Annotated in this window: 14 protein-coding genes; 8 read left to right on the plus strand and 6 right to left on the minus strand. The window is 68.7% G+C overall.

Annotated features, from left to right (window positions below; all coding sequences use genetic code 11):
* Window positions 1-576: a TetR/AcrR family transcriptional regulator gene (locus tag HB677_RS11095; protein WP_213815773.1), complete on the minus strand. Its 576-nt coding sequence runs from the start codon at window positions 574-576 to the stop codon at window positions 1-3.
* 81 nt (window positions 577-657) lie between these two features.
* Here HB677_RS11095 and fgd point away from each other — a divergent pair, with 81 nt between their 5' ends.
* The 5 genes from fgd to HB677_RS11120 are packed head-to-tail and all read left to right on the plus strand — an operon-like array spanning window position 658 to window position 4,623.
* Window positions 658-1,680: a glucose-6-phosphate dehydrogenase (coenzyme-F420) gene (gene fgd, locus HB677_RS11100; RefSeq protein ID WP_213815774.1), complete on the plus strand. Its 1,023-nt coding sequence runs from the start codon at window positions 658-660 to the stop codon at window positions 1,678-1,680.
* Complete coding sequence (locus HB677_RS11105; protein WP_374193814.1) at window positions 1,673-2,674, plus strand: TIGR03557 family F420-dependent LLM class oxidoreductase; 1,002 nt, start codon at window positions 1,673-1,675, stop codon at window positions 2,672-2,674. The genes fgd and HB677_RS11105 overlap by 8 nt, the downstream gene beginning before the upstream one ends.
* A complete protein-coding gene (gene cofE, locus HB677_RS11110; RefSeq protein WP_255546543.1) occupies window positions 2,674-3,525 on the plus strand; it encodes a coenzyme F420-0:L-glutamate ligase in 852 nt (283 codons plus the stop codon). Before HB677_RS11105 ends, cofE begins: the two co-directional genes overlap by 1 nt.
* The gene (gene cofC / locus HB677_RS11115; protein WP_213815776.1) at window positions 3,522-4,118 is read left to right on the plus strand and encodes a 2-phospho-L-lactate guanylyltransferase; all 597 of its coding nucleotides are present in this window, start codon (window positions 3,522-3,524) and stop codon (window positions 4,116-4,118) included. The genes cofE and cofC overlap by 4 nt, the downstream gene beginning before the upstream one ends.
* A 52-nt stretch (window positions 4,119-4,170) precedes the next feature.
* Window positions 4,171-4,623 (plus strand): hypothetical protein, encoded by a 453-nt coding sequence (locus tag HB677_RS11120; RefSeq protein WP_213815777.1) that lies wholly within the window; start codon window positions 4,171-4,173, stop codon window positions 4,621-4,623.
* Window positions 4,624-4,782: 159 nt separating this feature from the next.
* Here HB677_RS11120 and cofD read toward each other — a convergent pair whose 3' ends face one another.
* A complete protein-coding gene (gene cofD / locus HB677_RS11125; protein WP_213815778.1) occupies window positions 4,783-5,760 on the minus strand; it encodes a 2-phospho-L-lactate transferase in 978 nt (325 codons plus the stop codon).
* A gap of 162 nt (window positions 5,761-5,922) precedes the next feature.
* Between cofD and HB677_RS11130 the strand changes: the two genes are divergently transcribed.
* Genes HB677_RS11130 through HB677_RS11140 form a run of 3 tightly spaced genes read left to right on the plus strand, consistent with a single transcriptional unit; the run spans window position 5,923 to window position 10,543 of the window.
* Window positions 5,923-6,897 (plus strand): MoxR family ATPase, encoded by a 975-nt coding sequence (locus tag HB677_RS11130; protein ID WP_255546552.1) that lies wholly within the window; start codon window positions 5,923-5,925, stop codon window positions 6,895-6,897.
* 5 nt (window positions 6,898-6,902) lie between these two features.
* Window positions 6,903-8,192: a DUF58 domain-containing protein gene (locus tag HB677_RS18840; protein ID WP_213815780.1), complete on the plus strand. Its 1,290-nt coding sequence runs from the start codon at window positions 6,903-6,905 to the stop codon at window positions 8,190-8,192.
* Window positions 8,189-10,543 carry a DUF3488 and transglutaminase-like domain-containing protein gene (locus tag HB677_RS11140; protein ID WP_213815781.1) on the plus strand — a complete coding sequence of 785 codons (2,355 nt, stop codon included), beginning with the start codon at window positions 8,189-8,191 and terminating at the stop codon, window positions 10,541-10,543. The genes HB677_RS18840 and HB677_RS11140 overlap by 4 nt, the downstream gene beginning before the upstream one ends.
* A gap of 78 nt (window positions 10,544-10,621) precedes the next feature.
* On the opposite strand, the gene HB677_RS11145 is transcribed toward HB677_RS11140, so the two are convergent.
* The 4 genes from HB677_RS11145 to HB677_RS11160 all read right to left on the minus strand — a co-directional run bounded on the left by HB677_RS11145 (window position 10,622) and on the right by HB677_RS11160 (window position 14,680).
* The gene (locus HB677_RS11145; protein ID WP_213815782.1) at window positions 10,622-11,395 is read right to left on the minus strand and encodes an ABC transporter ATP-binding protein; all 774 of its coding nucleotides are present in this window, start codon (window positions 11,393-11,395) and stop codon (window positions 10,622-10,624) included.
* A complete protein-coding gene (locus tag HB677_RS11150; RefSeq protein ID WP_213815783.1) occupies window positions 11,392-12,435 on the minus strand; it encodes a putative F420-0 ABC transporter permease subunit in 1,044 nt (347 codons plus the stop codon). Before HB677_RS11150 ends, HB677_RS11145 begins: the two co-directional genes overlap by 4 nt.
* A 3-nt stretch (window positions 12,436-12,438) precedes the next feature.
* Window positions 12,439-13,398: a putative F420-0 ABC transporter substrate-binding protein gene (locus HB677_RS11155; RefSeq protein WP_307852568.1), complete on the minus strand. Its 960-nt coding sequence runs from the start codon at window positions 13,396-13,398 to the stop codon at window positions 12,439-12,441.
* A 178-nt stretch (window positions 13,399-13,576) separates the two neighbouring features.
* A complete protein-coding gene (locus HB677_RS11160) occupies window positions 13,577-14,680 on the minus strand; it encodes a BTAD domain-containing putative transcriptional regulator (protein ID WP_213815784.1) in 1,104 nt (367 codons plus the stop codon).
* Window positions 14,681-14,803 lie beyond the last annotated feature (123 nt).

Raw genomic sequence — 14,803 nt, forward strand, 5'->3', positions numbered from 1 at the left:
CTAGGCAGGAAGAGCGGCCGTTGCCCGGGCCGCGGTCATGAAGGTGTCGCGGATGGTGTCGACGCCGTCCAGGTAGCCGCCGACGAGCGCAGCGTCACGCAGAAGCACGAGCGTGCGGGCGCGGCCAGCCGCGTCATCCCGTCCGGCCGCCTCAAGGGCTGACTGCAACGACTGGCGGAACCATTCGCGATGGCGCGTCACTGTCTTACGAACCTCGCTCGTGGCATCCGGATATTCCGCTGCCGCGTTGATGAACGGGCAGCCGCGGGTGTGGTTGTAGGTGATGTCGTTCGCGATGCCCTCGATGATCCCCTCGAGGATCTGCTCGGGTGTGGCTCCCTCGGGGATGTTCGCGAAGAAGCCGCGGATGGTGGCGTCTTCCAGATTGAGGTAGGCGTTGACGAGGTCTTCCTTGCCGGGGAAATGGCGGTAGAAGGTCGCGCGCGTCACGTTGGCGGCCGCCACGATGCGGTCGACGCCGACGGAGTGGATGCCGTCGCGGTAGAACAGATCGGCGGCGGTGGCGAGCAGGCGCTCGCGCGGCTCGGAGACTTTCGTGGGGGTGACATCATTCATGGTCATATCTTAGAGAACGTTCGTTCTATTTATGGTATTCCCGCCGTGATGTGGGGAACCTTCAGCGCTTAGAGTTGGGACATGCTTCCCCTCAAACTTGGCTACAAGGCGTCCGCCGAACAGTTCGACCCGCGTGAACTCGTCGAAATCGCGGTCGCCGCGGAGCAGCACGGGTTCGAGTCGGTGGCCGTGAGCGACCACTTCCAGCCGTGGCGGCACACCGGCGGACACGCGCCGTTCTCCCTTGCCTGGATGGCCGCGGTGGGGGAGCGGACCTCCGCCGTGCAGATCGGCACCTCGGTGATGACGCCGACGTTCCGGTACAACCCCGCGGTCATCGCGCAGGCGTTCGCCACCCTCGGATGCCTGTACCCGGGACGCATCATGCTGGGCGTCGGCACGGGGGAGGCCCTCAACGAGATCGCGACCGGCTTCAGGGGCGCGGGCGAGCAGGACTGGCCCGAGTTCAAGGAGCGCTACGCGCGGCTGCGTGAGGCCATCGCACTCATGCGTGCCCTGTGGTCGGAAGACAAGGTGAACTTTCAGGGCGAGTACTACTCGACCCACGACGCGAGCATTTACGATCGCCCCGAGGGCGGCATTCCGGTGTACATCGCCGCGGGCGGTCCGCTCGTTGCCGGGTACGCCGGCCGCGCGGGCGACGGATTCATCTGCACCTCCGGCAAGGGCATGGACCTCTACACCGACAAGTTGCTGCCCGCGGTGGCAGCGGGCGCCGAGAAGGCGGGCCGGGACGTGGCATCCATCGATCACATGATCGAAATCAAGTTGTCGTACGACACCGACCCCGCGGCCGCGCTGGAGAACACCCGGTTCTGGGCTCCGCTGTCGCTGTCGAAGGAGCAGAAGCACGACATCACGGACCCGTCCGAGATGGAGGCCGCCGCGGACGCCCTGCCGATCGAGCAGGTCGCCGAGCGTTGGATCGTGGGCTCCGACCCCGACGAGACGGTCGAGAAGATCAAGGTCTACATGGACGCCGGGTTCAACCACCTGGTCTTCCACGCGCCCGGCCACGACCAGCGTCGCTTCCTTTCCAGCTTCGAGCGGGACCTCGCCCCGCGGTTGCGCGCCCTTGCCTGAGCTGTCCGTCGGCTATGCCGCGATGCTCGAGCAGTTCCACCCGACCGAGGCCATAGCTCTCGCTGCCTACGCGGAGGGCAAGGGGTTCTCGGGTGTGATGGCCGCCGACCATTTTCAGCCGTGGGTTCCCCAGCAGGGGCAGAGCTCGTTCGTCTGGAACGTTCTCTCGGCACTCGGCGAACGCACGCGCGGCGACATCGGCCCGGGTGTGACGACTCCCACCTTCCGGTGGCATCCCGCCATGGTGGCCCAGGCCAGCGCCACGCTGGCGGCGATGTACCCGGGACGCCACTGGCTCGGCATCGGGTCGGGCGAGGCGCTCAACGAGCACATCGTGGGGCAGTACTGGCCGGAACCTGCCGAGCGCATCAACCGCATGTTCGAGGCGATCGAGATCATCAAGAAGCTTTTTTCGGCCTCACTCGCGGGGAAGGACACCAAGCACTCCGGTCAGTTCTTCAAGCTCGAGTCGACCCGGCTGTGGACCATGCCCGCTGTCGCGCCTCCCATCCTCGTCGCGACGGCCGGCCCCGTGACGGCCAAGCGTGCGGGGAAGAACGCCGACGGACTCATCACCGTCGGCGCACCGCTGGAGAAGATCGGCGCGCTATTCAGCCGATTCGATGATGGTGCCCGCGAAGCAGGCCGCGACCCGTCGGGCATGTCGAAGGTGCTCCAGCTGCATCTCAGCTGGGCGCCCACCACCGAGGAAGCCATGCGCAACGCGCTGGTCGAGTGGCCCAGCGGGGGAATGAGATTCCCCAAAAGCGACATCCGCTCTCCCTATGAACTCGAACAGATGGCGAAGCTCGTGCGTCCGGAAGACTTCGAGGGCCGCATGGTCATCGACGCGGACCCCGACGCGCACCGCGCTTTCATCCAGCGCTACGTCGACCTCGGGTTCGACCGCATTTACCTCCACAACGTTGGGCGCAACCAGCGCGAATGGATCGACGTTTTCTCCCGCGATGTACTGCCGAATCTGAGGCGCTGATGCTCACCGTTTTTGCCATTCCCTCCATCCCCGAGATCGTCAGCGGGGACGACCTCGTCGCCATCATTGGCGATGCCCTGGATGGCACGGAGCCGGCGACCCCGCTGGCGGACGGTGACATCCTGGCGGTGACGTCCAAAATCATCAGCAAGGCCGAGGGACGCAGCATTCGCGCCGCCGACCGCGAGCAGGCCATCACCGACGAGACCGTGCGGGTTGTCGCTACGCGCGCCCACCCGGGAGGCGTCACGCGCATCGTCGAGAATCGCCTGGGGATCGTGGCCGCCGCCGCCGGGGTCGACGCGTCGAATACTCCCGAGGGAACGGTGCTGCTTCTGCCCGTGGATCCGGATGCCTCGGCCGCGCGCCTGCGTGCGGGGCTGCAAGCCCGCTACGGCGTCACGCTCGGCATCGTCATCACGGACACGCTCGGCCGCCCGTGGCGCGAGGGCCAGAGTGACGCGGCCATCGGCGGCAGCGGGGTGCGGCTCATCGACGACCTGCGGGGCACCCTGGACACGCAGGGGCGCTCGCTCGATGTGACGGCGCCCGCCGTCGGAGACGAGATTGCCGCGGCCGCCGACCTTGTCAAGCGCAAGAGCGATGGGCTGCCCGTCGCGGTGGTGCGGGGACTCGCGCACCTGCTGCTCGAGGACGCCCCGGGAGCCCGCTCCCTCAACCGCACCGGGGAGAAAGACATGTTCCGTCTCGGGTCGGACGAGGCCTGGCGCCAGGGGTTCGATGCCGGTCGCGCCGATGCGCTCGCTTCGTCGCAGCCGACGGAGGCCGTACTGCCCGAGCTCGACGGCGAGGCGGCGCCCACCGCGCACCCCGGCGACCTGCACCGATGACGCTGCAGTGGACAGTCGTCGTTCCCATCAAGGGCACGGACGACGCGAAATCCCGTCTGGGCGGTGACTCGGTGCTGCGCGGTGCCCTCGCGCGCGCGATCGCGCTGGATACGGTCGAAGCCGTCGTCGCCGCAAAGGACGTCGCGCGGGTAATCGTGGTGACGACGGAAGCGGATGCCTCGGGGTTCCGTGAACTCGGCGCCGAGGTGATCCTCGACGGCAAGGACGGACTGAACCCCGCCGTTGTCCTCGGCGCGCGGTCCGCCGTGGCCGGCACCGGCGTGGCACTGCTGCTCGGGGATCTGCCGGCGCTCGCCCCGGAGGAACTCACCCGGATGCTGGTCATCGGCTCGGGGCATCCGCGTGCCATGCTCGCAGACGCCGAGGATGTCGGCACGGTCCTGCTCACTGCGCTGCCCGGTGTTGCCCACGAGCCGGCGTTTGGTGGTGCCTCACGGGCCGCGCACCTCGCCCGGGGTTACGTCGAGATGCAGGCGCCCGACTGGTACGGGATCCGCCGTGACGTCGACACCGTCGAGCAGCTCGCCGCCGTCGCTGACCGCGTCGGTCCGCGCACCCGCGCGCTGCTCTGACCGGGCACACAAGGGCACTTGCAATTTACACAGCGCCACTATGGTGTGCGGCATGGTGATCACGAGCCGCGCGTCCCTTGTCGTCTTCGGTCAGGATGATTCCCACACTGCCGCCCGCGTCACCGAGTTGATGGGCCTGATTCCGCACGACGGTGGAGAGCTGGGCGAGTTCAAACGTCCTCCGCGGATCCAGCCGGATGGCACGGTGGCTCGCCGCTTCGTTTACAAGCAAGCGACGTGGATCCTCGATGCGCCAGAGGACGTTGATCACGACGACGAATCGGGCTTCGCAAGTGTGCGGCGACTCCTTGACCTCGTGCGTCCCGCGAAACACGCGTTTGCACAACTCGTCGCCGAAAACTATGACGTGCGGTTGTTGTGGTCGGGTGACTCTGACAGCTCGCAGGGCGGGTTTGTCATCCCCGCGGACCTCATCGCAGATCTCGCCCGGATGAAGTGCGATCTCTTCGGGACCGTGTACATCAGCGAGTCCGACGACGACTAGCCCGCCAGTTGCGGCAAACGCACCGTTCCGGGCACTCTGACGGTGCATTTGCCGCAAGTGGGAGGGATTTCCGTGCCTCCGGGCCGCCCAGTTGCGGCAAACGTACCGTTCTGGGCTCTCAGACGGTGCATTTGCCGCAAGTCAGACGTCGCTGCGGGGCTACGCGGCAGCCAGGGCGTCGGCGGCGAGCTGCGCGCTCGTCGGTATGTCCCGCATCCAGAGCGGCACTACGACCGCGCGGATACCCGCCGCCTCGATCGTGGCGGCCTCCGAGGCATCCGCTTCATCAATGAGCCACGCGTCGAGCAGTCCGCCGCCCGCACGCGAGCCGTAGTGCGCCGCAACCGCGGACGCCGACGTCTCGACACCGATCGCCGCGAGGCAAGCGTCGGCCATGCCGCGCACGACGGAGCCGGCGATGATCGGCGAGACGCCAATGATGGGGGCGGATGCCTCGGCCAGCGCTTCCCGGATGCCCGGGATCCCCAGCACGGTGCCGATGGACACCACCGGGTTCGATGGCGCGACGAGGATTACATCCGCCTCCGCGATCGCCGCGAGCACGCCGGGAGCCGGCCGCGCCGTGGACACGTTCTGCTGCACGAAGCCGAGCGCGGTGACGGCGGCACGGTGGCGGGTCCACCATTCCTGAAAGTGCATCGTCGTGCCCGCGTCCTCCACGACCACGTGGGTCTCCACCTCGTCGTTGGTGACGGGCAGCAGGGTCACGCCGAGGTCCCAGCGAGCGGTGATGCGCTCGGTCGCCTCGGTGAGGGTCAGCCCGTCCCGCAGCATCGACGTGCGGGCGAGGTGAGTCCCGATGTCCAGGTCGCCGAGGGTGAACCACGGCCAGCCCACGTTGTAGGCGCGCAGCTCGTCGCTGACCCGCTCGGATTCGCCGACCCGTCCCCAGCCGCGCACCTCGTCATTGGCGCCCGCGAGCGTGTACATGATCGAGTCGAGGTCGGGCGCAATCCGCAGCCCGGTGAGCCACATGTCGTCGCCGGTGTTGACGATCGCCGTGATCTCGGCCGTGGTGCCTCCGGACCCGTCCGGGTGGGACTCGCGCAACGAGGCACGAAGCCCGCGCAGAAAACGGGCGCCGCCAACGCCACCGGACAGCACGGTGATTCTCATGCCCCCACGCTAACGCCCCTGATTGGGGTATCCATACTGACGCATACAGTACATTCGCAGGTCGCTATCGGGCCCCTGCATGGCAGAGTGTTAAAGATGAACTCTTACCCGGCGAAGTTCGAAGCGGGCCACGCAGAAGTGTCCCTCCCCACGGCAGTTGCAATGCCCGACGAAGAGTTCTTCGCCGCCAGTCGCGACATCATCTCGACGATCGAAACCGTCATCGACGGCAAGCGCGCGGCGGTCGAAATTGCCCTCACGGTGCTGCTCGCCGAGGGACATTTATTGATTGAGGATGTCCCGGGCGTCGGTAAGACCATGCTGGCGCGTGCACTCGCCCGCACGGTCGACTGCTCGGTCTCGCGCATCCAGTTCACTCCCGACCTCCTGCCGGCCGACATCACCGGTGTCTCCGTGTTCAACCAGTCCGACAGGGAATTCGAGTTCAAGCCGGGCCCCGTCTTCGCGAACATCGTGATCGGCGACGAGATCAACCGCGCGAGCCCCAAGACGCAGTCGGCACTGCTGGAGAGCATGGAGGAGCGCCAGGTCACCGTCGACGGCAAGACCTACACGCTCGCCACCCCGTTCACCGTCGTCGCCACGCAGAACCCGATCGAGATGGAGGGAACCTACGCCCTCCCCGAGGCCCAGCGAGACCGCTTCATGGCGCGCATCTCGATGGGGTACCCGGACGCCGCGTCCGAGCTGGCAATGTTGCGCACGCGCGCGACATCCAGTCCTCTCGATGCCATCGCTCCCGTCGTCAACAGCGCCCAACTCGCGTCGATGATCGCCACCGCCCGCGGCGTGTACGCCAGCGCACCGGTCGAGCAGTACGTCGTGAACATTGCGCAGGCGACCCGCCGCGACCCCGACCTGCGCCTCGGTGCCAGCCCCCGCGCGACCCTGCAGCTGCTGCGCGCGGCCAAGGCCCGTGCCGCGCTCGACGGTCGCACCTTCGTTCTACCGGACGACATCAACGCGCTCGCGGTGCCGGTGCTCGGCCACCGGCTGATCCCCGCCGGGCGGGCCGGCGTCACTGTCGGAGGCTACTCGGGTGCAACTGTCGCCGACATCGTGACCCGGATCGTGGCCGAGACTCCCGTTCCCCTGGGCACCGGCGACCGCGCGTAGTTGCCGTGCCCCGTACCTCACCCCGTCGCAGCACCACGCGGCTGACCCGTCGCGGCTGGTACTTCGTCGCGCTCGCGGCAGTCTTCTTCGTCGTGGCCTACAGCAGCGGAAGCACGACTTTGCTCTACGCAGCGAGCTTCCTCGGCGTGCTGATCGTGGCCGCCGCGCTGCTCGTGCGGCTTCGCCGCCTGCGGTTGTCGGTTGTGCGAACGTTCTCGCCCGTGGTGGTGCCGGCCGGATCGCCCGTGGACGTGGAACTGTCGGTGACCAACGTCTCCCTCGCCGCCAGCGGGCCGGCCACCTGGGCAGACCGCATCCCGTGGAATCCCGGCACCGCTGGCCCCGGGCAGCTTCCGGCGCTGGCGGCTGCCCTCCCCGGACGCGTTACCTCCGCCACGACCGCGCGGCTGTCGTACACGCTGCGCCCGCCGACCCGCGGTATCTACACGATCGGTCCGCTCGAGGTCGAGTACGCCGATCCGTTCGGGCTGTCCACCGGCCGGGCATCCCTAGCCGGGGTGCAGTCGCTCGTCGTGGTGCCCGCCACCGTCTCGTTCGGCGAGGGAGGACCGTCGATCGTCTCCGGGGACGGCTCCGCCCGGCTCATCCAGCGCCGCACCACCGGCAGCGACGACGACCTCATGACCCGCGAGTATCGCAGCGGCGACGCCCTGCGCCGCGTGCACTGGCGGGCGTCGGCGCGGCACGGCGAACTCATGGTGCGTCAGGAAGAGCAGCGCACCTTCCCCGAGGCGCGCGTGCTTCTCGATACCCGCTCCGACGGCTACGCGGACGTGTGGGCCGAGCTCGGCGGCGAAGAGGGCGGCAAGTCCGCCTTCGAGTGGGCGGTGCGCATGATCGCGTCGCTCGGCGTGCACCTGCACCGCTCGGGTTTCCGCGTGCAGTTGCTCGAGACGGGCCATCCGCAAATCGCAGCCCTCGGCGATATCAACCAGGGTTCCGGCCAGGACCTCGAGTTCCTCGTGAGCCTCGCCGCTCTGGAGCTCAGTCCCGCGCCTCCGCCCTCGGTTGGTACCGATGGGATGAACCGCGCCGATGGTGCGCCCGGCCCCATCTTCGCCGTGCTCTCGATCTCCGACCCGGACACCCTGCGCTGGATCATGGCGCAGCGCCGCCCGCGCGAACTCGGCGTCGCCTTCATCGTCGGACGAGGCACCGACCACGTGCTGGAGACGCTCGGCAACGCCGGGTGGATCTGCGTGCCTGTCGGGACGGCGGATGACCCGGCTCTCGCCTGGTCGAGCATCGCCCGATTCTCGGCGGCAGTCTCGTGACCGCGCACCAGACGGTCCCGTTGACCGCGACCACCCCGGCGCGGCCGGGAGTTCCCCGTCAGGAGCCCAGCAACACGGCCGGACGCGGAACGGCCGGGCGCGGTGGCTTCCGCCTCGGCGGTCCCCGCAGGGGCAGCGCGCCCCGGGATCGAGGGGGTGAGCTGCGCTCGAGCGTCCTGTTGTTCATCGCTCTCGCGGTCGCCCTCGGCGGGTTGCACAGCGTGCTTGCCGGTATCGGCTGGTGGCTGATGATCGTGGCCGTGGCGCTCGTGGTGCTCGGGGGAGCCGCCGCCGTGCGGTACTTCTCGAACTCCCGCGTGTGGGGAACTGTCGTGGCCCTCCTGCTCGCGTTCGGAACCGTCACAGTGCTGTTCGCCGCGGACACAGCGATCCTCGGGGTAATCCCCACCTTCGACAGCTGGGCGCAGTTCGGCAACCTCGCCCTCGCGGGGCAGACCTCCATCACCGAGCAGGGTGTGCCGGCCGACGCGGTGCCCGGCATCCAGTTCCTGCTGTGCGTCGCCGTTGCCGGTATCGCGGTGGTGCTCGACGGTCTCGTGGTGTGGTGGAAGTCACCCGCGCTGGCCGGGGTGCCGCTGTTGCTCGTGGCATCCGTTCCCGGAATCATCCAGGACGACTTCACCGAGCCGTTCGTGCTTGCCCTTGTCGCCGTCATCTACCTGCTGCTGCTGCGTCCCCGCACCCGCCGAGTGCAGCCGAGCACCGCCATCGGGCTCGGCGCCGTCGCGATCGCCGGAGCCCTCGTGGTGCCGCTGCTGTTGCCGCCGGTCAGCGTGCCCACCGACGGCAATGGTTTTTCGTCAGTCACCGCCGGCATCAATCCGATCATCGATCTCGGCCGCGACCTGCGACAGTCAAACCCGACGACCGCCCTGCGCTACACGACCAGCTCCGACAACGGCCAGTACCTGCGGCTGACGACGCTCGAGACCTTTGACGGGCGGGAGTGGAGCCCCGTCTCGACCCGCCGCCAGCCGGGCAACTCGGTGGACGCGATCGCGGCTCCTCCCGGTCTTGGCCCCACCGTCACGACCACCGAGGTGCAAACTCAGGTCAACGTCGACAACACCGTCAGCCAGTGGCTGCCCGTTCCGTACCCGGCCAAGAGCATCGACGGCCTCCAGGGCAGCTGGTTCTGGGAGCCGGACGGTCTGTCGGTGCGCACCTCCACCTCCAACATGCGCGATCAGACGTACACGGTGACGAGCCTCGAGGTCACGCCGACCTCGACACAGCTGCAGGGCGCCGCCGACTCGTCCGATTCCCCGCTGGCGCAGGTACCCGCCGGGCTCGACCCGATCGTCGCGCAGACGGCCGCCGACATCACCAGGGACGGCGCAACGAAGTACGACAAGGCCGAACTGCTGCAGAGCTGGTTCCGCGGCGGTGCGTTCACCTATTCGGAGGAGGCACCCGTGCGGGAGGGCTTCGACGGATCGGGGCTCGACGTGATCGTTCCGTTCCTCGAGGCGAAGACCGGCTACTGCGTGCACTTCGCGTCGACCATGGCGATCATGGCCCGCACGCTGGGCATCCCGTCGCGTGTCGCCGTCGGATTCCTTCCCGGCACCGGTGCACTCGTCGCCGGAAGCGACAAAGAGGAGTACACGGTGTCCTCCAAGGACCTGCACGCCTGGCCCGAGCTGTACTTCGAGGGCGCTGGCTGGGTGCGTTTCGAGCCGACTCCCGGCCTCGGAATCGTTCCCGTCTTCCAGTCGGCGCCGGTGGATGACCCGGCGACACCCAACGTTGATGAGTCGCAGGCCACCGCGACCCCCACCCCGACGGCAGCGCCCACGACGGGAGCCACCCAAGCACCCGAAGACGTCACCGCCGACACCGGAATCACCCCCGCCGCCACCCCGGCGTCCGCCCTGCGTTCGGCGCTGATCCTCGTGGGCATCCTCATCGTGCTGCTGATCCCCGCGATCTTCCGCGTGGTGCTGAGAGCCCGCCGCATGGCGGTCGTGCGCCGCGGACCCGGTTCGGCGGCCGCCGCGTGGCTCGAGATCGGCGACACCGCGCGGGACCTCTGGTATCCCGACACGCTCGGTGCGACCCCGCGGGAGCTGTCGATCATGCTGCGGGATGCCTCGGGCATGTCGCCCCCGCAGGCGGAAGCCCTCGACGCCGTACGCATGGCGGTCGAGCGCGAGGTCTACTCGGCGGACTCCGCCGCGGTCTCCGCGCAGACGGCCCGACAGACCCGCGTGGTCCTTCACGCCCTGCGCAGGGCCGGCACGACGAACGAGCGTGTCCGCGCGACGCTGTTGCCGCGCACCCTTTTCGACCGCGCGCTCACCCTCGGAGCCCGCCTGCCCCGCGCCTAACCCAGCGCCTCGCGACTTGCACAAAAATGCTGTATTTTGGCCGGTTTTGCAGCACTTTTGTGCAAGTCGCGGGGGTGTTTACGGGGAGTAGGCGATGAGGGGGCGGCCGGTAACGGGGTGCTCGAGCACCGTGGCATCCACCCCATAGACGCTGCGAAGCAGCCCGGGAGTCAGCACGTCTGCGGGACTGCCGGTCGCGACGATGCGTCCGTGGTGCAGCACGAGCAGGTCGTCCGCGTAGGTGGCTGCGAGGTTCAGGTCGTGCAGCGCCGCCATCGTGGCGACGCCGGTCGTGGCGAGCTGGGTGACCAGTGCGAGCGTGTCGAGCTGGGCGTGCACGTCGAGGTGGTTGGTGGGCTCGTCGAGCAGAAGAAGCGACGGCTGCTGCGCGAGGGCACGGGCAAGATGCACGCGTTGGCGCTCACCCCCGGACAGGCTGTCGAACGGGCGTGAGGCGAAGGCGGTCATCCCGACGCTGGCGAGGGACTGCAGCACGACGCGGGTGTCGTCGTGTCCGGGGGAGGCGAATCGGGAGGCGTAGGGGAGGCGGCCCAGCTCGACCGCGGCCAGCACCGTCATGGGCAGCTCGGAGCGGGCATCCTGTTCTACGAGCGCGGCCGTGCGGGCTCGCTCGCGGCGAGGAATCGCGAACCAGTCGGAGCCGTTCCAGGTGATGGAGCCGGAGTCGGGCGGGACGATTCCCGCCAGCGCCCGGATGAGGGTCGACTTTCCCGCGCCATTGGGGCCGATCAGCACCGTGACGCGGCCCGGGGCGATCGTGCAACTGACGTCGTCGACGATGGTGCGTCCCGCGATGGTGACGGTCACGCCGGTCGCGACGAGGCCGCTCACGGGCGACCGCTTCCCGCGGGGCGGCGCACGAGCAGCATGACGAACAGGGGAGCGCCGATCACCGCGGTAATGATGCCGACGGGCAGCTCCCGCGGATCGAACATCGTGCGCGCGATGGTGTCGCACCAGATGAGGAAGATGGCGCCCACGAGCGCGGACAGCGGCAGCAGCACGCGGTGGCGCGATCCGACCACGAGCCGCACGGCGTGCGGGAGTACGAGACCGACGAATCCGATGGAACCACTCACCGACACCATGGCTCCGGTGAGGAGGGCCGTGCTCACCAGGAGGAGCCAGCGCGTGCGGCCGACGGACACCCCGAGGGCTGCGGCCGCCGTGTCCCCGAAGCTGAACGCGTCGAGGGAGCGGCCGGCCATGATGATCGGCACCCCGACGATGACGAGGGCAACGGCACCGATGGCGACGGCCGACCAGTCCGCCCCCGCGAGCGACCCGAGGAGCCAGTTGAGAATCTCGCGGTACGAGTCGCCCTTCGCCGTCCAGAAAATGATGAAGCTCGTGAGGGCAGCGCCGAGGCTCGAGACCGCGACGCCCGCGAGAACCGTGCGGGAGGGAGTCATCCCCCCACCCGAACTCGCAATGAGCAACGTCAGCAGAAGGGCGAGCAGCGCCCCCGCGAACGCCGCCACCGGCAGGAGAATGCTGACCCCGAGGAGTAGGACGGACACGGCGCCGAGGGATGCCCCGGACGACAGGCCCAACAGGTAGGGGTCGGCGAGAGAGTTGCGGGTCAGTGCCTGCATCACGGCTCCGGCGATCGCCAGCCCCGCCCCGACCGCGGCGGCGGTCAGCACGCGCGGCAGGCGCAGCTGCCAGACGATGCCGTCCCGCAACGGGGTGAGGGGGCTGGCACCGAGGCCGAGGTGCGAGAGCACGCTCGACCAAACGTCACCCGCGGTGATGCTGGCGGGTCCGAAGGTAATCGCGAAGGTGACCGACAGCACCACCCCAATCACCAGGAGGATTGCCCACGCGCTCGGGGGAACCCGACGGTTCTCCCGCCGCGTGATCGTCGTCATGGCCTACAGCGCCAGCTTCGTCAGTTGCTGTGCGAGGTCGGCGGTGGCGGCGACGTTGCGCACGCCCGCCTCGCTCGCGGCGAACGGGATGGTGAGGTACCGCGCGTTTTTGACGGCATCCAGAGCTGCGGTGGCGGGGTTGGCCTTAAGCGCCGCGATCTTGCTGGCCGCCGTGTTCCAGCTCGCATCGACCAGCACGATGACGTCCGGGTTGGCGTCGACGATGGCTTCCCAGCTCAGGGATGTCCAGGTGTCCGCGACGTTCGCGGCGATATTCGTCAGCCCCAGCTGGTCGAGCATCATCTCGGGTGCGCCGATGCCCGCGCCGACGTAGGGCGTGTCCGTTCCGGACGAGTACCAGAGCGCGCTGAGGCCACGCGAGTCGGGGGCGATGGCCGCCAGCTGCGTCTTCTGGGAGGAGACGAGGGCGGCAGCGGCATCCGGTGCTCCAAACACACGGCCGGCTTCACCGATCTCCTCGAAGACCGTGCCAAAGGTGAGCATCGCGGGCATGTAGTCCGGCTCCTTGCACGCGGCGGGGGAGACGTAGCTGCCGATGCCCAGCTTCGTGAGCGTTGCCCGCTCGCCGGCGGCATCGGCTGCGAAGTTGGACTCCCATCCGCCGTAGACGAAGTCGGGGGTCAAGGCCAGCACGGCCTCGGAACTGGGTGCGAAGTCGGAGATCACGGGAATCTTCGCGGCCGCGGCTGCCCACTCGGCCGGAACCGGTCCGTCGGGGAACGCCTGCCCGATCACGCGGTCGCCCAGACCGAGCGCCAGCAGCATTTCCGTCGAGGTGGACTTGATCGTGACGATGCGCTGTGGCGGCGTGGTCACGGTGACGGGGACGCCACAGTTGTCGACGCTCACGGGAGAGGCGGTGGGGGCGGATGTCCCGGACGCGGCCGGTCCCGTCGCCGAGACGGGCGCGCACGCGGCGAGCCCCAGCACGGCGAGGGTCACGACGGGCAGGATGATGGATCGAGAAAACAGGGGGTGCCTCCGGGAGCGAGCAGGGAAAAGGGCTCCGCTCAGGGGATCGAGCGGGAGACCTGCCGCCTCAGATCAGAGGTCGACGCACCACGCCACAACCGGCGCGGGGGTCTGCCGTTAACTCTAGCCGTGGGTCGCCACGGCGTGCCTACATCGAGGCCTGGCGGTTGTTAATGCGGGTGATGAGGTCGGTGAGCAACTCGGTCGGCTCCAGTCCGAGCGCGAGGGAGAGCAGTTCGCGGTAGCGGTCGTACACGCGCAGCGCCTCCGACTGATTGCCCTCGGCCAAATGCACGCGGATGAGGGCGGTGTTGGCGCTCTCGCGCAGCGGCTCGACCTTCATCGCGGCGCGCGCTGCGCCGGCAGCATCGGCGAGGCGGCCGGCGTCGGTCAGCAGCGCGGCCAGCGCCTCGAGGGCGTTAAGCCGCAGCTGCCGCCAGTCTTCGGCCTCACCCACGACCCAGTCGTCGTACCAGTCGGGAAGAAGTTCAGACGAAAGAGCGGCCAGGGCGTGCGGGCCCAGATCCTCGGGGGTCAGCTCGCTGTCGGCCTGCAGCAGCCGGCGGGCGAGGGCCTGGGCTCCCCGGAGGTCGACGATCACGGTCTCGGCGAGACGCAGTCCTGCCGATGCCACGAGAATCGCGTCACGGGTGGCCGCGTCGAGGCGGGACAGCGCGGAGCGCAAGCTGATGCCGGCCTTCTCGTCCGTGGCATCCGGCCACATGCGACCGGCCATCGCGGCTCGTCCGACCGACCTGTCGTTGAGCGCGAGAAACACGAGCAGCCGCTGCGACCCGACGGACAGCGGTCCGACCTCCTGGCCGCCGACGCGCAGCGCAAAGGTTCCGAGCACCGAGATCTCGATGACGATGGGGAGCGTCGTGACGATGGCGTCCGGCAGCTCGGGCGCGAGCGCGAGGGCGAGCGTGCGGCGCGGGGCCACGGGAGTGGGGAACAGCGAGGGGGTATCGGGCGCAGAGATCGCCTCGGCCCAGCGCGCGCTCCAGGCCTGGAACTCGTCAATCGCGGAGCGGAGGTCGCGGCCCTTGGCCGTCAGGAGATATTCGGATGCCTCGGGGTGGGCCGGATTCGTATCGACGGTCATCACTCCGAAGCTGATGAGGTCATCGAGTCGCGAGGCCAGCAGATTGGGATCGACGTTCAGTCGTGACTGGAACTCCGGAAACCGGCTCGCACCAGCGAGGGCCTCACGCACGATGAGGAGACTCCACCGCTCGACGAGCACCATCATGACGACCACCCCCAGAACCGTGGTGCCACTTTATCGCCCAATTGCGATATTTCTGACAATCCTTGTTCTAGATGGCCGTGCATGCGGGAAGTTCGAAGGGACCCGACCCTCCGAACATCCCGC

Source organism: Glaciihabitans sp. dw_435, from assembly GCF_018449675.1.
GTDB lineage: Bacteria > Actinomycetota > Actinomycetes > Actinomycetales > Microbacteriaceae > Glaciihabitans.